Here is a 17,966-nt window from a genome sequence, read left to right as displayed (position 1 = left end):
TCCTCCTTACACACATAAAGACCCTACTCATCTGTAAGGCCGCATTCTTCTTTCCACTTCTTGATAAATAAACTCATCAATTCATGCCGCTCATCAGCAAGCTGCTTTCCTGCATGAGTGTTCATCAAGTCTTTTAATTTGAGCAGTTTTTCTTCCATATGCTTTAGCACAGAGCCCTGCTGCGTGTCCTCTGTATAATGGGGCTCACCTGTAGCGCCAGCATACGTAAACACTCTAGCGATACCGCTTGCTCCTATCGCATCCAGCCTATCCGCATCTTGAACAATGGCCCCTTCTAACGTCATTGGCCTAAACTGCTTATGCCGATGACGAAAAGACATCGTTGTAATAATGTCCATGATATAGCGGATATCCCGCGTGTCCAATTCCCACAAAAGGAGCTGGTTCTCAAGCTGCTCCTTCGTAACCTTCCATTCACTTGACAGCTTTTCATCAATGACATCATGTACAATCGCCGCCATTTCGATGATAAAAAGAGAGCCGCCTTCCTGATTTGCAATACGAACGGCAAGCTGACGCACACGAGCAACATGAGCCGCATCGTGTCCAGTCGGTTCATTCTTCAGCCTGTCTGAAACAAAGGAGGCTGCTGCCTCCAATTGTTTTCGTTGCATGACTGTCACCATCTTATTTGTTAAGCAGAGCAATGATTGAGCTTTCTAATTCTTTTGGTGGTGTTTTCGGAGAGAATCGTTCAGTGACTTCTCCGTTTTGGTCCACGATAAATTTGGTGAAATTCCATTTCACTGTTTTTGTCCCAAGCACACCTTTCGCTTCACTTGTTAAATGTTTGAACAGCGGGTGCGCCTCTTCGCCATTGACATCTACTTTCGCAAACATAGGGAAGGTCACTCCATAATTCAAAGAACAGAACTCTTGAATGGCTTCTTCTCCTTCTGGCTCTTGGTTCATAAATTGGTTACACGGAAATCCTAAAATTTCAAGGCCCTTTTCATGATATTGATCATATAGCTCTTGTAATTGTTTAAATTGAGGAGTCAGTCCACATTTGCTTGCTGTGTTTACAATAATGAGCACTTTTCCTTTGTAATCTGCCATCGATTTTTCCTGACCGTTAATGGTCTTGACCTGAATATCATAAATTGACATCTCATAGCCTCCTAGGATTCACTTTTTCCTATCGTAACATGCTTCTTTTAGAAAATCGCTTTTTATGCTCCCGTTTAAAAGAGTCCTGTCACACTGCCGTCTTCTAATAAGTCCATTTCGAGAGCCGCAGGTTTTTTAGGTAAGCCAGGCATTGTCAAAATGCTTCCGGTTAAGGCTACAATAAACCCTGCTCCTACAGATGGCTTTAACTCTCGAATCGTAATGGTAAAGCCTTTAGGTCTGCCGATTAAAGCTGGATCATCTGAAAGAGAATATTGTGTTTTTGCCATACAAACCGGCAAATGAGCCCAGCCGTTTTCCTCAATGGCAGCCAGCTGCTTTCTTGCTTTAGTTGTGAGCGTGACCCCATCTGCCCCGTAAACCACTTTGGCCACTTTAGATAACTTTTCTTCGATGGAATCGTTCTCTTCATACAAATAGGTAAAGTTGTTCTTTTTCTTTTCAATGAGTGCTGCTAGTTCCTCGGCAAGAGCTGTCCCGCCTTCTCCTCCTTCTTCCCATACATTCACGGCTTTGACTGGATGGCCATGTTTGCCGCACCAATCTTCTATCGCTTGAATCTCTTCTTTTGTATCCGTTATAAATCGGTTTACCGCCACAATATATGGAAGACCAAAAGCTTGCACGGTTTCAATATGCTTTTCTAAATTATGTATACCTTCTAATACGGCGTGTGCATTCTCTTCTTTGAGTTCGGTTTTCTTCATTCCGCCATGCATCTTTAATGCTCTCACTGTTGCGACAATGACAACTGCACTAGGTTTGAAATCACCAGCTCTTGTTTTAATGTGCAGGAACTTTTCTGCTCCAAGGTCTGCACCAAATCCAGCTTCTGTAACGACATAATCAGCTAATTTTGCTGCCATTTTGGTTGCAATTAAACTATTGCATCCATGTGCAATATTAGCAAAAGGACCGCCATGGACAAGGGCTGGGGTTCCTTCAATCGTTTGAACAAGGTTCGGTTTGAGTGCGTCTTTTAAAAGTAGCGTCAGAACACCTTCATATCCAAGTGCTCCCACTGTGACTGGCTCGCCTTCTTGATTATAGGCAACAACAATAGAAAAAAGACGTTTTTTTAAGTCGTTTAAGTCTTCTGCTAAACAAAGGATCGCCATCATTTCGGAAGCCACTGTAATATCAAATCCGTCTTCTCTAGGATATCCATTTAACTGACCGCCAAGTCCGACAACGACCTGTCTTAATGCACGATCGTTTAAATCAAGCACCCGCTTCCACACAATGCGCCGCGTGTCGATACCGAGTTCATTTCCGTGATGGATATGGTTATCAATAAATGCAGATAAGGCGTTATGTGCAGATGTAATGGCATGAAAATCCCCTGTGAAATGAAGATTGATTTCTTCCATTGGCAGCACCTGTGAATATCCTCCGCCCGCTGCTCCGCCTTTAATCCCCATTGTAGGACCTAATGATGGCTCACGCATCGCAATGATCGCTTTTTTGCCAATTTTTTCGAAGGCTTGACCAAGGCCGACAGTTACGGTGGATTTCCCCTCACCTGCTGGCGTAGGGTTAATCGAAGTGACAAGAATCACGTGTCCTTCTTTTTGTTTCTTTAAACGGTCAAAAATAGTCAAAGAAATTTTCGCTTTTGTGAAACCATAGCATTCTAATTCTTCGTCATGTATTTGCAGCTTTGCTGCGATGTCTTGAATCGGTCTCAGCTTAGCCTTTTGGGCAATGTCAATATCTGATAAATGCTTTGTGATCATAACAAAACGGCCTCCTTTTTTTACAGAAACAGCATTCTTTTTTGCTCTATTTTTCATTGTAACATAATTGAAACATTGAAATATCGCCAGAAAGTTCCTATAATGAAGTGAAATTAGCTTTGGTTCAGGGGGTGGCGAGTTGCCTATAAACATACCAGTTCATCTGCCGGCAAAACAAATACTAGAGAGCGAAAATATTTTCGTCATGGATGAGACAAGGGCATTCAAGCAAGATATCCGTCCTTTGAATATCGTGATCTTAAATTTAATGCCAAAAAAAATACAAACTGAAACGCAGCTGCTGAGAATGCTCGGAAATTCTCCTTTACAAGTGTACTTTACGTTTTTGATTCCAAGTACACATACACCGAAGAATACGTCGAGAGAGCATCTAGATGAATTTTATACGACCTTTGAATCGATTCGCCATAAAAAATTTGATGGAATGATCATCACTGGCGCACCAATCGAGCACTTACCTTTTGAAGAAGTCTCTTATTGGAAAGAGCTGCAGGACATTTTGGACTGGAGTAAAACCAATGTGACGTCTACCCTTCATATTTGCTGGGGTGCACAGGCAGGTTTATATCACCATTACGGGATTGAAAAAATCAAGCTTCCTGAGAAAAAATTTGGCGTATTTGAGCATATTGTGAAAGAGAAAAAAGAAAGATTAGTCAGAGGTTTTGATGAAGTATACTATGTCCCACATTCTAGGCATACAGATATTAATACAGAACAATTAAAAAACACGCCGAATTTGAAAGTCTTGAGTATGTCTGAAGAAGCGGGTGTTTGTTTAATTGTTTCAGATGATGATAAACAAGTATTTTTAACTGGACATCCTGAATATGATACAGATACATTGATGCAGGAATATGAAAGAGATTTGTTGAAACATGATACAGTCCAAAAACCTGTCCACTATTTTATAGAAGATGGTGACACATTAATCCCAGTAAATCGCTGGAAAGCCCATGCAACCTTATTGTTTATGAATTGGCTTAATTATTATGTTTATCAAGAAACACCATATGTTTGGGAATAAAATAGACTGTGGTCTGATGATAAATCGTCAAAATGTGTTAAAATACAAATGGCTCTGTCTTCCATTATCAATTGAATCTGTTTGTTTTTTAAAATTAGTTTAATTCTTTCGTAACGAATGATATGCTCTAACTGTTTATATGTTATCTTTATGTATATGTAGACCTATGAGATTAATAGTTTTCGTACGAAGTTTTGTTGTTGTTGATTACATTTGAGGTGAATATTCTTGAATACCAATAAAAAAATATTAATCTTGACCGCAAATTATGGAAATGGACATATGCAGGTAGCAAAAACACTGTATGATGAATGCAAATCCCAAGGATTTGAACATGTTGTAGTTTCTAATTTGTATCAAGAATCGAATCCCATTGTGTCAGAAGTGACTCAATATTTATACTTGAAGAGCTTTTCCATTGGGAAACAATTTTATCGCTTGTTTTATTACGGTGTAGATAAAATTTACAATAAACGCAAATTTAACATTTATTTAAAAATGGGAAATAAGCGTCTCGATGAATTAATTCAGTTACACAATCCGGACATCATCATTATTACATTCCCAATGATTGTGGTACCAGAATACCGAAACAAAACAGGTAAAGTGATTCCGACTTTTAATGTCATGACAGATTTTTGTCTCCATAAGATTTGGGTACATGAAAACATCGACCGATACTATGTTGCAACCGATTATGTGAAACAAAAATTAGTGGAAATCGGCACACATCCAAGCGATGTCAAGGTGACAGGTATTCCTATTAGACCACAGTTTGAAGCAGACGTGCCAAAATCGATGATCTATAAGAAATATGGATTATCATCAGATAAAAAAGTTCTTCTCATCATGGCCGGTGCTCACGGTGTACTAAAAAATGTGAAGGAATTATGTGAGGCGCTGCTTCTCGACAGTGAAGTACAAATTGTTGTTGTATGCGGAAAGAACGCCGCGCTGAAACAATCGCTTAGCGTTCTTGAACAAGCACACCCAGATCAATTGAAGGCGCTTGGATATGTGGAACAAATTGATGAATTGTTCAGAGTAACAGATTGTATGATTACAAAACCAGGCGGCATTACTTTAACAGAAGCAACTGCAATCGGTGTCCCGGTCATTCTTTACAAGCCTGTCCCTGGTCAAGAAAAGGAAAATGCTCTTTTCTTTGAGGATTATGGCGCTGCCATTGTCATTAACAGACATGAAGACATTTTAGAATCTGTGACCAACTTGCTTCAGGATGAAGAAAAATTAGAAACAATGAAACAAAACATGAAAAAACTGCACTTAAAACAATCTTCTCAAACCATTCTGGAAGATATCGTCGAGCAGTCAGATCTCATCATGAATAACAAAACTTATGCTCGCGCATTATCATAAAAAGGTGTCCGTCAATGACGGACACCTTTTCTTCATCCTTGATTTCCATTTGTTGTGTATACTTCTTCAAACGGCTGAACGACAACAAAGCCGCTTCCGGTAAACTTCATTTGAATGGACTCTCCGCTTCCCCTGCCAATAAAAGTTTTAAATGAAACATCTGTCACAAATTCAGTTTTTAAATCCCCTGACCACGCAACAGTCGCATTCGGATCTGTATAAACAGAGTCACCTGGCTGAACAATGAGTGTCAGCGGCTCATAATGACTTGTGATTGCTACTAAGCCCGGCCCTTCTAATTTGACATTAAATAATCCACCTGCAAGCATGCCAGACACTTTTTTCATCAATTTGATATCCCAGCGGACAGATGGTTCAAACGCGAGCAGATCGTTTCCATTCACAAAAATGGATTCTCCTTGAGCCAAACGAAGAATCGAGATTTTTTTACCTTGATCTGCCACATATAATTTCCCATCACCTGTCGCCTTCATTAGTGAGGTGCCTTCTCCTGAGAGCATTTTTTTGAACATTTTTGAGACGCCGTGCTCAAAAACACCTTCACGTTCAAATTTGATTTTCCCACGATAGGAAACCATAGAACCCGTTTTTGCCCAAATCGTGTCAGTCAAATTAATTTCTAAAAGTCTTGATGTTTCAAGTTCGAAGACACCTTCTCCTTTATCTTCTTGCTGCGTATTCTGAACAAATTCTTCAAGTGTATAACGATTCATGATTGCACCTCTTTCTGTATTTTTTTTATATACGGACAAACTGCACGTGAGGTTCCGAAAAGAACGTTTTATATTTCATTGTTATTCACCAAAAAAACAAAAAAATCAAACATTCTGCTCAAAATTTGGCTCGCCTGCTTGACGCTTTACTTTTGATGGTGTATAGTGGAACCATCATTTAACAACTGCAAAGTCGTTAGGTGATGAAAATTTTTTTTAGTATGCCAAAAGGTGTGCTACAGTACTAGGAGGAAAAAGCAATATGCAAAACGGTAAAGTAAAATGGTTCAATAATGAAAAAGGTTTCGGCTTCATTGAAGTTGAAGGCGGAGACGATGTATTCGTTCACTTCACAGCTATCGAAGGTGACGGCTACAAGTCTTTAGAAGAAGGACAAGAAGTTTCTTTTGAAATCGTTGAAGGTAATCGTGGACCTCAAGCTGCAAACGTAACAAAACTTTAATCAACTAAATCAATGATGAAACGACAAAATAAAGAGAGGCTTATGCCTCTCTTATTTGATTTTCAGCTGAATTTCAATGGCTAAAATATTTTGCTTCAGTCGTTGTTCAATTTCAGAAATATCTTTTTCGAGAAAAGGTCTTCCCTTCTTTGCTACATCTACTAGCTGCTCTAGATCGCTGTATACCTCTTGAAATGTTCGATGTAATACCGTTTCGAAATCCTTATTATCCATGCCGGCCTTCCCCTTTTCCTCTATTATCCGTCACTTAGTCAAAAAGTAACTCAACCAAAACTTTCTATAGTTATATCGGCTCATTTTTCAGAATATGTTCTTTTTTTACACATTCTATCCGTTTTTTTTCATGAGCGGATGTTTGAGTAAGGAAAACCGGGGCGGCAGCGGCTTATTTTTTAAGCAGCGTCTGTCCGTATTCTTTTATTTTCTCTCCTACTGTGCATTGCTGAATACAAAAGGAGTGGGCGTATTTTTTGCCATATTCTTTTCGGAAGTGCTTCTTAATCAAACAATCTGAACAATACGTGTCTTGGAGATCCGTCAATTCTTGTACTGCTGTTTTTTTATCCACATTATTCAGCTCCGTCTGCTTCTAATTTCAATTTACTTTCGATTGGGACGTCTGCAAGCATCTGCCTTGCAAGCTGATCCGCTTCTGCATTTTGTTTACGATCGATGACTTCATAGGTTGGCGTGAGCTTCAGCTCCTTTAAAGCCGCTTCAATCCGGTCAAGCCATTTGTTATGTACATCATCATAACAAGGCCATTCTCCTTTTAATTGATTCATGACAACAAGTGAATCGCCTCTAATCGTGACAGAATTTCTACTTGCTCCAAGATCTTTTAATGCTTTGACTGCCTCAAATAAAGCCGCATACTCTGCTTCATTATTGGTGGTTCCTTTGAAGGGCTGATTTTTTCTCAAACGATAAGCATCTTCTCCGAGCTTATAGTAGACGACAACCCCAAGACCAGAGTCGCCTGTTTCTTTGTAAAAACTTGCATCAAAATAGACCTGAAGCTGATCAGGTTCAAGCTTTAGTTCTTCATTTAGCTTTTCAAGTTCTTTAATAGACCACATCGCCCCTTTTTCATCTTCAAATGATAGGAGGGACTGTGGTTCTTTTTTATCGATATGTTTGGCTAAAATCAAGGCCTCTTTTAGCTCCATCCAATCTTCTTGGAAAAAAGCAATGGACCCAATCGATTTCACTTTCATTGTATAGTGTGCTCTTAATTTCATTGATCACATCGCCTTCCCGTGCTTTTAAGGTAAACATACGTTATGCTATAATCAAAAAGTTACATTTTACAATGAGAAAGGAAGTTCATGTCACTTGTTTAATGAAGGTATTTGGATCTTATTTGCGATCATTAATTTTATCATTGTTCTTCTATTTTATAAAGGATTTGGCAAGATGGGCCTTTTCGTCTGGATTGGCTTTGCGACGGTTGCTGCAAATTTACAAGTGGTCAAAACCGTTGAATTGTTTGGCTTAACGGCAACACTTGGAAACATTTTATACGGCAGTGTATTCTTTGCAACGGACGTATTGAATGAAAAATATGGACAAAATGAAGCGAGAAAAGCTGTCTGGATTGGCTTTGCCACCCTTTTAACGCTAACCGTTGTCATGCAAGAGGCTTTACTTTTCCATCCCGCTCCATCTGACATTTCTCAAACATCGCTGGAAACCATATTTGGCTTTATGCCAAGGGTCGCACTTGGCAGTCTTGCTGCTTATATCATCAGTCAAATGTTAGATGTTTATGTATATTCGTTTATTCGCCGGATATTTCCTTCTGATGGTGCGCTCTGGGTGCGCAACGCTGGAAGTACGATGATCAGCCAGCTGCTTGATACACTGATCTTCACAACCATTGCCTTTCTTGGCACCTATCCATTTCATGTATGGATCGAAATCTTCATCACGACTTATGTGATTAAATTTATCGTCGCCGCGATTGCGACACCATACGCGTATGCAGCGAAAAGAATGGTTCCACTTGATGAAAGGGGGAAATAAATTGCCAGCTGAAATATACATTGATGGTGCTAGCGCAGGTAATCCGGGTCCTTCTGGCATCGGCGTTTTCATTAAATATGATGGAAAGGCAGAATCTTTCTCGATTCCTCTTGGATCAATGAGCAATCACGAAGCAGAATTTACCGCTCTCATTGAAGGGATGAAAATCTGCGTAGAAAAAGGACTGCGATCCGTTTCGTTTCGAACAGATTCACAGGTAGTTGACCGTGCGGCCAATGCAGGATTTGCTAAAAATCCAGCCTTTCAGCATTTTATAAAAGAGATGATCGAGCTTCAAAGCCAGTTTGATTTATTTTTCATTAAGTGGATTCCAAGCAAGGAAAATCAAGTAGCTGATCAGCTCGCTAGAAAAGCGATTCACCTTTCTAAAGGATGAATCGCTTTTTTTTCGGTTATGCTAATGTATGAGGTGATACTGATTGGATAAAGAAAATAAAGGTCGTGTCACAAATGGGACAACCCCTCAAGGTGATGCGCAAACAAAAGATAAGCAGCCACTATCTCAGCTCGAAAATAGAGCGAAGAAAAGCAATACAAAAAGATGAACCTTAGAGATCGGCTTAGCTGATCTCTAACAAAAGGCTAAAATGATTTTTATTTTAGCCCTTTGTCTTCTTTTCAGCGTGATAGAAAACCTTTGCAGCCCTAGGAAGGGCGAGTACCGGAGCGGAGCGAATTTGATATTCGTGAGCACCGGAGCGTAGACCTGCGGGCGAATGCGAGGGTTTGTCTATACGCTGAGAGATCGGCTTAGCTGATCTCTATTTTACTTAATCGATTCACCATCGGTTCAATCCCTTTGATTTGATGGTATCGCAGCATGGCAGCAGCCCGTTCTTGATTGATGTTCACCTTCGTCTCATCAATTGGACAGCTCAGCGGGACATCACATTTGATCTCTGCCAATAGACGAGAAAGCTTCAAATCTTCTAATCCTGCTTGCATTTTCTTTTGCTGGGCAGCCGTTAGTTCATGAACATTTTCTAATAATCCGTCAATGGTTTGATATGTTTGAATAAATTTTAATGCTGTTTTTTCTCCGATTCCTTTGACGCCTGGATAATTGTCACTTGAATCCCCCATAAGTGCTTTCATATCGATCAGCGCCTTTGGAGAGATACCCATTTCCTCTTCAAATAAGGCTTTTGTATAATGTTTATAGTTCCCGATTCCTTTTTGCATTAGAGCAACAGTCACTTGCTCATTCAAAATCTGAAGCAAATCTTTGTCTCCAGTTAGGACAGTCACACGTGCTTCATTCTGATAGAGTGCCGCCAGCGTGCCGATACAATCATCTGCCTCAAAGCCCTTTATACCAATGTTTACAATTCCTAGTTCCTCTGTCGCTTCTTTTGCTAAATCGAATTGTGGAATGAGCTCGACAGGTGCCTCTCCTCGATTTGCTTTATAATCTTGAAACAATTCATTTCGGTATGTTTGGCTTCCCATATCCCAGCAGCAAACAATATGAGTTGGCTCAAATGTCTGAACAGCGGTTAATAAATGCTTCAAATAGCCATTCACTCCATTTGTCGGGACGCCGTGATCATTTATCATAAAATTTCGATGGACAGCTGTTGCATAAAACGATCTGAACAGAAGCGCCATGCCATCAACAAGCAATACGTGTTTATTCATTCTTATAAACTCCCTTTTTCAAAACAATACTCCTATTCTATCATAGAACATAGAATTCGACATAAAAAAGGCGCCTTCTTCTTTTGGAAAAGAAGTGGCACCCGGGGGATTACTTTTGACCGTATTGCATTTTTTTCGATTCTGCTTCTGCGTAGGACGGCATCTCTTTTTGTTTAGGGTGACGCTCATCCTGCTTTTTTGCATGCTGCTTTTTTTCCATCATCATTCCCCTTTCTCGGTTCACTTGTTAAGATGACCCAAAAAGAGAAAGTTACTCTTTACTTCTGTTTTCGTTCGACATACTCCCTGACCATATCAATCGTGACATGCTTACGCAGCGGAACAATTCCGCCTCGTGCAAGCTCATTCATCTTCGAGGTAATTTCATTGATCTCGTCAGTTGTAAAAGGTTCGTTTTGCTCACACTTCAAAACAGCAGTCTCTATTGCCTGCTCTCTTTTCTGCTCAAGCGCAAGAAACGATTTGATATGAGCATTCTGTTTTTGTGAATGTGCGGAAATTTCTTCGTGTACGCTCGTCATTTTATCAACTGCTTTCTTTTTTATATAGTCTATCATGAATCAAATGGTTTTCAACTGGTTCTTCCATTCATTTGTTTGCTTGTATACTTGTTCTATCATCGCCTGCTCTTTCGCATCTGTCGTTAAGCTCATGATAAATGTTTGTTTTTGTTCACTCAGCTGCTTAAGCGCTTCTGTTTCATATCTTTCAGTAAAGGTCTTCACCATCATATCGTATCTGCTCTGTAATTCTTCTTTTTCTTTATCTGCCCATTTCGTCGTTAATTGGAAAAGGACATCTCGAATCGCTTCAATAAACGCTGCCTTCCCGTTCTGTTCAAAGAAAGCTTTCGCTGATTTTTGCTTCTTTAAGAGCGGCTCAAACGGCGTCAGGTCCACTTCCACTTCAATTTGTTTCAGCTCGGCATTTTTCTCATCTGGCGGCGACAGCCGGAGAGAAAAGTAAGGATCTTCTGCACACGCGGCCTGTAACCCTTTCTCCCACTCCTCTTTGAAATATTGAGTGATAAACGATTCCATTCGAATATCAAGCGCTTTTATCTCCTGTACAAATTCAAATTCATAATCCTTTAACGCTTGTTCCAGCGCTTTTTTCAACTCCTGTCTGAAGTCCCCTTGAGATATTCCAGGATAAAAGGCTGTCTTTAACAGATCATTTGCATAAAGTGACAAGCGCTGAACAATGTGGTAAAGCTGTTCGTGCAAGTCCTTTTTCACACTTTCTGTTACTAGCTTAGATCGTTTAATATGGCTCATTTGATCAACGATCGCTTCATAGGATGTGTTTATCTTTTTCTTTTCCGCTTGCTTTTCATCTTCCGACTGATGTAGCGTCTCATGCAGCTTGTCGACTGTTCTACATAATGTACTCGCTTCAAAATACAGCAGCTCAATCGCATCTTTCGTTAATTCTTCCTCAATAAAATAGTCGAGCTGTGTTCTAAGCTGTGCATACTGGTTATAAGGCGACTGTCCCTTTCCTTCGATCTCTTCCTTGCTGGATACGTGATGAAGGTTTGGATGCCGGATGCCTTCTTTTGTGAGCTCATTTTTCACATAGTCAAAGACGGTTTCAAGCTCTGTTTGATCCTTTGCGAGGTCAGCTGCATTGATAATAAAAAACATTTTATCCATGCTAAATGAATCTTTTACAAGCCCGAGTTTACGTAAAAATGACCGGTCTGCTTTTGAGAAAGAATGCTGGTAGTAAGTTAAATAAAGAAGGGCATCAGCATCCTTCATATATTGAAAGGCAATCTCTGTGTGACGTTTATTCATACTGCTGGCGCCTGGTGTATCAACAATCGTCAGTCCTTTATCTGTTAAAGGTGTACTTAAATAGACCGTCACTTCCTTCACCACACAAGAAACAGCCTCTTCTGCCACATATGGCTTTAATTCTTGAAGGGTGACATTGAGCGGCGTTTGTTTTTGAATCGAATCACGGAACTTTTCATGAGCGTTTAAAAAATGGTCAACAATGATGCGGTGATCCTGTTCAAGCTCTCTTTTTTTCAGCGATCGCTCGAGTTTCGCTTGAAACGTATCTCCCTTTTCTTCTGTTATAGAATAACCGAGAATTTGATCGAGCTCTTCTAATATCTCCTGTTCGGTTTTAAACACCACTTTCACACTTTCATGCGGATGGTCTTCTGTCGGCCGGGTCAGCTTATTGATCGTGGCCGTCGTTGGTGTAGGAGATGATGGCAGCACCTTTCTCCCAACAAGGGCATTGGCAAACGAAGATTTCCCCGAACTAAAAGCACCGAATAAGGCGAGTGTAAATTCCTTCGCTTGCAGCCGCTTTGTTCGTTTTTCAAAGGACTTTCTTTGAGATTGAAGCGCGTTTAATGGCATTAAAATTTGAGAAAGCTGCTCAAACTGGTCAATCGACTGCGCTGTCGGGATATGCTGTGATTGTCGCATTTGATCAAGCTTTATCTGCTGCTGATTTTCTTTTTCGCTTTCTTCCGTATGAGTTGATGCTTGATTCTGATTTAGCTCGTCATGCTGCATCCGGTGTTTTTTCACATAAAACCAATCTTCTTCGATCTGCTCATTTGTTCCGTTTTGCCATATATCCCATACATGCTCAATATCTTTTCTGATTTGATCATTTTTTTCCATGCATTGCTCCAGCGCTTGGAGCTCCTGTGCTGCCTGGGCCCATTTATCTTGCTGCTTTCCCTTTTCATTCAGGAGCTGGGTTTTCAGCATCTCGGTCATTTGTTCAATCAATGGTATTGCTTTCTGTTTCGTCTGTCTTTTCAGTGCTTCACCAGCATCTTTTGCATATTGCAAAACGTATTCATTTGAAAATGTCGCACCTTGATGGATCACGTTTTCAAGCAGTGATTCTTCTACAGGCGTTTCAAACGCCATCACTTGATTTAATAATTCTTCACCAAGCTGATGCTTCTTGACTTCTTTTTTGAGCAGTTCAGCAATATGCCAGTCTACTTCTGCTTTCATTCTTGCTTTGACATCTGCTAAGAACTCGTTCGCCCGCTTTTCTTTTTCCTGCTCGGTTTTATTTTTCGCGAACAGCAGTCCTACCTTAAAGCCAGGTGCTTTCGATTCAATATAATCACTTGCTAGCTCCCTCATTTTAAATGGGGTTAGATTTGCATTTTTTAAAATGTTCTCGACTTCAGAAGATACTTCATCTTCTAACTGTTTTGCTCCATTTTCAATGAAGCTGCTTTTCGCTTCAAGTTCCTTCACTGCTTTTCTTTTTTCTTGAAGCTGTAAATCAAGATCCTCTTCCTTCAGCTCTTCTTTTAATGAGTCAATATGTTCTTTTAAAACGTGCTCTATTTTCTGCTCGGTATAGGCGCGAAGCGATGCTTTCGGCAATGTTTGTAATTCTTGCAGTTTCTCGATTAAACGAATCATTTCGTTTCTTGGATGCGCCTCATCGGTTACAGATGTAAAGTATAGGTGTTCTTCTTCAATGCCTTCTTTTTGAAGCATATCAACTACTTGATTTTTGTAGTCTTCAAACGCTGTCTCATGCTCATCATGTCGATCGACTTGATTTACGATGAAATAAAGATTTGGCACTTTCTCTTTAATGGAGCGAATGAAACGAATGTTTTCCTCTGAATGAACATGGTTGTAATGAACGACATAAAAAAGAGCATCTGCTTGATGAAGAATAGACGCAGCAGATAAAAAGTGAGTATGATCCGTTGAATCAATTCCGGGTGTATCAATCACTGCCACCTTTTCTTCCAGTCCTCTATAGTCCCCGCTAATTTCCACCATTTCAATCTGTTCTCCATCCTTACAAAAACGCTGAACTGCTTCTTTATCATAAGAACCGCTCATTTTTGCAAAACGGCCATCTGAGGTGTGAAGCTTTACTTCACTCTCCCCTTTTCTCACGACGACCAAGTTTGCACTTGTTGGGATTGGGCTCGTTGGCAGGATGTGATCATGAAGCAGATGATTCACAAGTGACGACTTTCCAGCAGAATAGTGGCCGGTAAATGCGATATACACTTCTTCTTCTGCTTCCTTTTTGATAATTGATGCAAGTTTGGCTGCGCGTTCATGATCATCCCTTTTGAGAAGGCTTTGATATAAAGCACCTGTAGTTTGAACGAGCGAATCTCGAATAGACAAGTCTTCCATGACGATAAACCCCTTTGTTTTTAGAAAAGTCAGTTATGTATGTGATACCATTTTACACAAAATGAAGAGATTTTTCTTCTGATCTGAGGAAATAAAAAAATCTGCTGCCCGATCAGTCGCAATTGACTGCGATCAGGAAGCAGATTTTTTAGAAACACCTTTTAATACGAAGCCAATTAATAGGCTGTATACACAGACCGTACCGAGTAAGAAAACCATTGTCATGTGATCACCGTCCATCCTTCATGATTGAGAATGCTTATCATTAATGAAAGTGTATCACAATTGATAATGATTTTCAATATTAATTTAACAAATACTGATTGAGCGCTTGCTCTTCTGTTTGAATTCTCACAGCCATCATCCATGCATTTAAACATGTGAACAAAATGGCGGTAAAATAAGCATTAAACAAAAGCGGGATCAGCATAAGCTCAATTGCCACCACTACATAGTTAGGATGCTTTAACCAGCGATAAGGTCCTTTTTTCACCATCATCGCATTTGGTACAACTAAAATCTTTGTATTCCAATACGTCCCAAGAGAACATAATGCCCAGTATCGAATCACCTGTGTGGCCAGCAGGAAAACGAGAAGCACAAGAAAATAGCGCGACGGCGGCCTGTTTAACCCCCATACCTCCACCATAAGTGAGAGAAAAAAGCCCGCATGCATAGAGACCATATAAGGATAATGACTTGCACCAAATTCAATGGCACCGATCGCTTTTACTTTCTTTTCATTTCTTTTAGCCACAAGCATTTCAATAAGCCGCTGACAAACGAAGAAACCAATGACGAGCCAAATGATCATGATAAGACCTCCTCCCATTTCATGAGCAGCAGCTCTGAGGAAAAGCCCGGACCAAGCGCTCCGCAAAGACCCATATCTCCCGCTTCAGCAGATTGATGTTCAAGATAATGTTTGATCACATACAAAACTGTGGCAGAGGACATATTTCCGTGTTGTTTAAGTACTTCTTTTGATGAAAAAAGTTGATCCTCTTGTAAGGATAGACTTTCAATATAGGCGTCAATCACTTTTTTTCCTCCAGGATGAGCAAGAAAAACTGATAGATCTTCTGCCGAATACCCTTGCTGCTCTAAAAATTGATCAACCTGCTCTTTTAACCAGCCGGAAATAATGGAAGGAATGTCACGGGAGAAAATAACCCGAAAGCCGTCACTTGTAAATTCCCAGCCCATCACATCCTCAGACTCTTTCATTGTGACGGATTGTGTACCAATCACTTTAGGGACTGTTTTGAGATGGGTATATTCTGATACACCTTTTTCTCCAGTTAAGAGTACCGCGGCTGTCCCGTCTCCGAACAAAGATGTCCCGATTAAATTGCTTTTTGATTGATCTTGCGGCTGGAAAGTTAAACTGCACAGTTCACAGGCGACAACCAGCACCTTTGCTTCTGGAAATGCCCTTATGTATTCGTAAGCCCGAGACAACCCTGCCGCTCCGCCTCCGCACCCTAATCCCCAGATCGGCACTCGTTTCGTATAAGGCGAAAAAGGAAGAACATTCATCAGTTTTGCATCAAGACTTGGTGTCGAAAGTCCGGTGCTTGAAATAAAAAACAATGCATCGATCTCTTCATACGGAATCGGCTTTTTCAGAAACGCCTTCTCATGGAGACAGTGTATGACCGCTTCTTTTGCATGAGCCAATGCTTTTTCCAAATAGAGATTGTTTTTCTCCTCAAAAGAGTGGTGCGTCTGATACCATTCAATTGGCTGCACAAACTGTCTGCTCTCGATTTCTCCGTTTTGAAAAGCTCTGAGCAGCCGATCGATATCTTTAAACGATCGTTTAAATTGGGATCTAGCAAAATCTGCCGCCTTTTTCTGATCCACATGATGTTTTGGCAGACTCGTTCCAACAGAAAGAATGTACGCCATCGGCTTCACCTCTTTTTTCGATTAATATCCCCTATCGAAAAAAGGATATACATGCCAAAACGTCACAATTCAGTCAAAATATTTTCCTCCGGCTAACTTTTTGTCTTGACGACAATTGATAAATATTGGATAATATAGGTGAAAACATGATGTAGTTTTCCTCCTTCACAGGTTCGTTCTAAGCCAAGCGAACCTGCTTTTTTATGCAAAAAACACCTCTAAAAGAGAAGTTTTCAAACCGTAGACCCCCCCCTAAATCCTTTTGAATCACAGGCGTATAAAATGAATAAGCAAATGACTTTTCACGTTCACCTTTTACATAGTAGCCAATCTCTAATTCAGTTGTACTGACTTTGATTTCTTTTGTTTCTTCTTTATTTTGTAGTGGTAAGAACTTTTCTCTATGTTTTTTGAGATTAATCGCCTCTGTCTCCACTTTCCACATGAGCACCCTTTTTTCAATGAAATCGTCATTATACAACACTTTCATAAGGAATCTCCCTTTCGCTTTGAATTAATGGTCAAATCTGCTGCTATCTTAGCGTATAAATATTAACGTTTCGATCATTATTCGGAATGATTTTATTTAAACATGAATGGATCACCTTTTTTTGCTGATCAACACAAAGTAACAACCATATAAAAAGGATTTTTTCCACTATATACTTAATCAATATGAGTACCAAGAAAAACAGTGAAAAAAGAAAGGATCTACAACATGGTTCGGCTCTAAATTTAATTGACTGGAGTGATTGTAATGAAAAAGGTTTCCCAAAAAAAGAAACCCTACAACACGATACTTCTCTCAAAGGTAATTGGTTTAGTGCTTCTTACACTGTTTCTCTTTTTTATCTGGGATATGTCTAAACCCCATTTGCAGGCGACAAATGGGCAAGCAAAAAATGTTGCCAGCAGTGACTTCCGTGACACAAGCATCAGTCTGAAAGCAAAAGATCAGTCTACAAGAACATTGGATACACATTTTAAGACCAATTCAAACCAACAGGCAACGAATAAAACGGTCTTTTTAACATTTGATGATGGTCCTTCTGCTACATCAAATCAACTGTTAAATGTATTAAAAGCACATCACGTGAAGGCGACGTTCTTCATGCTTGGACCGCAAATCCAAGCACACCAATCAGCTGTGAAAAGACTTTATCAAGAAGGACATCAATTAGGTCTTCATGGCATGACGCATGATATAAACCTCTTTTATCAGAACAGCGAGTCTCCCGCAAATGAAATGAGAGAAGCTCAGCGTATTCTTGCCTCTGTTACTGGCGTCTACAGCCGTATTGTAAGAACCCCCTTTGGCAGTGTTCCAAATTTAACATATCATCAAAAAGTACGTTTAAACCAAAATGGCTTTATTTACTGGGACTGGACGATTGATAGCCTTGACTGGAGATATAAAAACTCACAATATGTTCCAGAGGTATTGAATCAATTGCAAATGTTTGAGAAAAATAAACCATGGGAACCAAAGGTTATTTTAATGCATGATCAACCCTCTACCACAAACTATTTAGATAGCCTGATTATACAGCTAAAAGCAAGGGGCTATACATTTGCAGTCATTAACGAAACAATGCCGCCGGTACAACATGAATAGTGCTAATCACAAAAAGCCCGTATCCAAAAGATGCGGGCTTTCAG

The 17,966-nt window shown here is 40.0% G+C and carries 20 protein-coding genes and 1 pseudogene; 7 read left to right on the top strand and 14 right to left on the bottom strand.

Features of this window, described 5'->3' with window-relative positions; genetic code table 11:
- Nucleotides 1-23: 23 nt before the first annotated feature.
- The 3 genes from M1D84_RS08945 to M1D84_RS08935 form a co-directional block, all read right to left on the bottom strand.
- A complete protein-coding gene (locus tag M1D84_RS08945; RefSeq protein WP_226340829.1) occupies nucleotides 24-635 on the bottom strand; it encodes an HD domain-containing protein in 612 nt (203 codons plus the stop codon).
- Between the two features lie 13 nt (nucleotides 636-648).
- Nucleotides 649-1,131, bottom strand: a complete 483-nt coding sequence (locus M1D84_RS08940; protein ID WP_025093096.1) for a glutathione peroxidase — start codon at nucleotides 1,129-1,131, stop codon at nucleotides 649-651.
- A gap of 74 nt (nucleotides 1,132-1,205) precedes the next feature.
- Nucleotides 1,206-2,888: a formate--tetrahydrofolate ligase gene (locus tag M1D84_RS08935; protein ID WP_458106448.1), complete on the bottom strand. Its 1,683-nt coding sequence runs from the start codon at nucleotides 2,886-2,888 to the stop codon at nucleotides 1,206-1,208.
- 139 nt (nucleotides 2,889-3,027) lie between these two features.
- Between M1D84_RS08935 and metA the strand changes: the two genes are divergently transcribed.
- Both metA and M1D84_RS08925 read left to right on the top strand, forming a co-directional pair.
- Nucleotides 3,028-3,936, top strand: a complete 909-nt coding sequence (gene metA / locus M1D84_RS08930; protein WP_024428133.1) for a homoserine O-acetyltransferase MetA — start codon at nucleotides 3,028-3,030, stop codon at nucleotides 3,934-3,936.
- Between the two features lie 228 nt (nucleotides 3,937-4,164).
- Nucleotides 4,165-5,316: a diglucosyl diacylglycerol synthase gene (locus M1D84_RS08925; protein WP_024422744.1), complete on the top strand. Its 1,152-nt coding sequence runs from the start codon at nucleotides 4,165-4,167 to the stop codon at nucleotides 5,314-5,316.
- A gap of 32 nt (nucleotides 5,317-5,348) precedes the next feature.
- On the opposite strand, the gene M1D84_RS08920 is transcribed toward M1D84_RS08925, so the two are convergent.
- Nucleotides 5,349-6,050: an AIM24 family protein gene (locus tag M1D84_RS08920; protein WP_024422745.1), complete on the bottom strand. Its 702-nt coding sequence runs from the start codon at nucleotides 6,048-6,050 to the stop codon at nucleotides 5,349-5,351.
- 262 nt (nucleotides 6,051-6,312) lie between these two features.
- Here M1D84_RS08920 and cspD point away from each other — a divergent pair, with 262 nt between their 5' ends.
- Nucleotides 6,313-6,513 carry a cold-shock protein CspD gene (gene cspD, locus M1D84_RS08915; RefSeq protein WP_024422747.1) on the top strand — a complete coding sequence of 67 codons (201 nt, stop codon included), beginning with the start codon at nucleotides 6,313-6,315 and terminating at the stop codon, nucleotides 6,511-6,513.
- Nucleotides 6,514-6,564: 51 nt separating this feature from the next.
- On the opposite strand, the gene M1D84_RS08910 is transcribed toward cspD, so the two are convergent.
- The 3 genes from M1D84_RS08910 to M1D84_RS08900 form a co-directional block, all read right to left on the bottom strand.
- Nucleotides 6,565-6,747 carry a hypothetical protein gene (locus M1D84_RS08910; RefSeq protein ID WP_008346368.1) on the bottom strand — a complete coding sequence of 61 codons (183 nt, stop codon included), beginning with the start codon at nucleotides 6,745-6,747 and terminating at the stop codon, nucleotides 6,565-6,567.
- A 172-nt stretch (nucleotides 6,748-6,919) separates the two neighbouring features.
- Nucleotides 6,920-7,102 carry a zinc-finger domain-containing protein gene (locus M1D84_RS08905; RefSeq protein WP_024422748.1) on the bottom strand — a complete coding sequence of 61 codons (183 nt, stop codon included), beginning with the start codon at nucleotides 7,100-7,102 and terminating at the stop codon, nucleotides 6,920-6,922.
- Between the two features lies 1 nt (nucleotide 7,103).
- Nucleotides 7,104-7,775, bottom strand: coding sequence for a ribonuclease H family protein (locus M1D84_RS08900; RefSeq protein ID WP_377939909.1), 672 nt, complete (start codon nucleotides 7,773-7,775; stop codon nucleotides 7,104-7,106).
- Between the two features lie 94 nt (nucleotides 7,776-7,869).
- Between M1D84_RS08900 and M1D84_RS08895 the strand changes: the two genes are divergently transcribed.
- Genes M1D84_RS08895 through M1D84_RS08885 form a run of 3 tightly spaced genes read left to right on the top strand, consistent with a single transcriptional unit; the run spans nucleotide 7,870 to nucleotide 9,125 of the window.
- Complete coding sequence (locus tag M1D84_RS08895) at nucleotides 7,870-8,559, top strand: queuosine precursor transporter (protein ID WP_025093094.1); 690 nt, start codon at nucleotides 7,870-7,872, stop codon at nucleotides 8,557-8,559.
- Nucleotide 8,560: 1 nt separating this feature from the next.
- The gene (locus M1D84_RS08890) at nucleotides 8,561-8,956 is read left to right on the top strand and encodes a reverse transcriptase-like protein (protein ID WP_025093093.1); all 396 of its coding nucleotides are present in this window, start codon (nucleotides 8,561-8,563) and stop codon (nucleotides 8,954-8,956) included.
- Between the two features lie 43 nt (nucleotides 8,957-8,999).
- On the top strand, nucleotides 9,000-9,125 hold the full coding sequence (locus M1D84_RS08885) for a hypothetical protein (protein ID WP_003215584.1): 126 nt from the start codon (nucleotides 9,000-9,002) through the stop codon (nucleotides 9,123-9,125).
- 205 nt (nucleotides 9,126-9,330) lie between these two features.
- Here M1D84_RS08885 and M1D84_RS08880 read toward each other — a convergent pair whose 3' ends face one another.
- The 7 genes and pseudogenes from M1D84_RS08880 to M1D84_RS08850 all read right to left on the bottom strand — a co-directional run.
- On the bottom strand, nucleotides 9,331-10,218 hold the full coding sequence (locus tag M1D84_RS08880) for a 5'-3' exonuclease (protein WP_458106447.1): 888 nt from the start codon (nucleotides 10,216-10,218) through the stop codon (nucleotides 9,331-9,333).
- Nucleotides 10,219-10,496: 278 nt separating this feature from the next.
- Nucleotides 10,497-10,760: a YpbS family protein gene (locus M1D84_RS08875; protein ID WP_024422753.1), complete on the bottom strand. Its 264-nt coding sequence runs from the start codon at nucleotides 10,758-10,760 to the stop codon at nucleotides 10,497-10,499.
- Nucleotides 10,761-10,799: 39 nt separating this feature from the next.
- Nucleotides 10,800-14,396, bottom strand: a complete 3,597-nt coding sequence (locus M1D84_RS08870) for a dynamin family protein (protein ID WP_458106446.1) — start codon at nucleotides 14,394-14,396, stop codon at nucleotides 10,800-10,802.
- Nucleotides 14,397-14,528: 132 nt separating this feature from the next.
- Nucleotides 14,529-14,615 carry a Fur-regulated basic protein FbpC gene (locus M1D84_RS08865; RefSeq protein ID WP_226340839.1) on the bottom strand — a complete coding sequence of 29 codons (87 nt, stop codon included), beginning with the start codon at nucleotides 14,613-14,615 and terminating at the stop codon, nucleotides 14,529-14,531.
- Between the two features lie 85 nt (nucleotides 14,616-14,700).
- Entirely contained in the window at nucleotides 14,701-15,210 is a 510-nt protein-coding gene (locus M1D84_RS08860) for an isoprenylcysteine carboxyl methyltransferase family protein (RefSeq protein WP_404461211.1), read from the bottom strand.
- Nucleotides 15,207-16,307 carry a type III polyketide synthase gene (locus M1D84_RS08855; protein WP_458106445.1) on the bottom strand — a complete coding sequence of 367 codons (1,101 nt, stop codon included), beginning with the start codon at nucleotides 16,305-16,307 and terminating at the stop codon, nucleotides 15,207-15,209. The genes M1D84_RS08860 and M1D84_RS08855 overlap by 4 nt, the downstream gene beginning before the upstream one ends.
- A 236-nt stretch (nucleotides 16,308-16,543) precedes the next feature.
- Nucleotides 16,544-16,797: pseudogene (locus M1D84_RS08850) on the bottom strand (IS5/IS1182 family transposase); the annotation flags it as partial.
- 267 nt (nucleotides 16,798-17,064) lie between these two features.
- Between M1D84_RS08850 and M1D84_RS08845 the strand changes: the two are divergent.
- On the top strand, nucleotides 17,065-17,922 hold the full coding sequence (locus M1D84_RS08845; RefSeq protein WP_332284227.1) for a polysaccharide deacetylase family protein: 858 nt from the start codon (nucleotides 17,065-17,067) through the stop codon (nucleotides 17,920-17,922).
- The last annotated feature ends 44 nt before the right edge of the window (nucleotides 17,923-17,966 follow it).

It is taken from the genome of Bacillus sp. PK5-006 (assembly GCF_054161415.1).
This window is presented reverse-complemented; position numbering and strand designations above follow the sequence as displayed.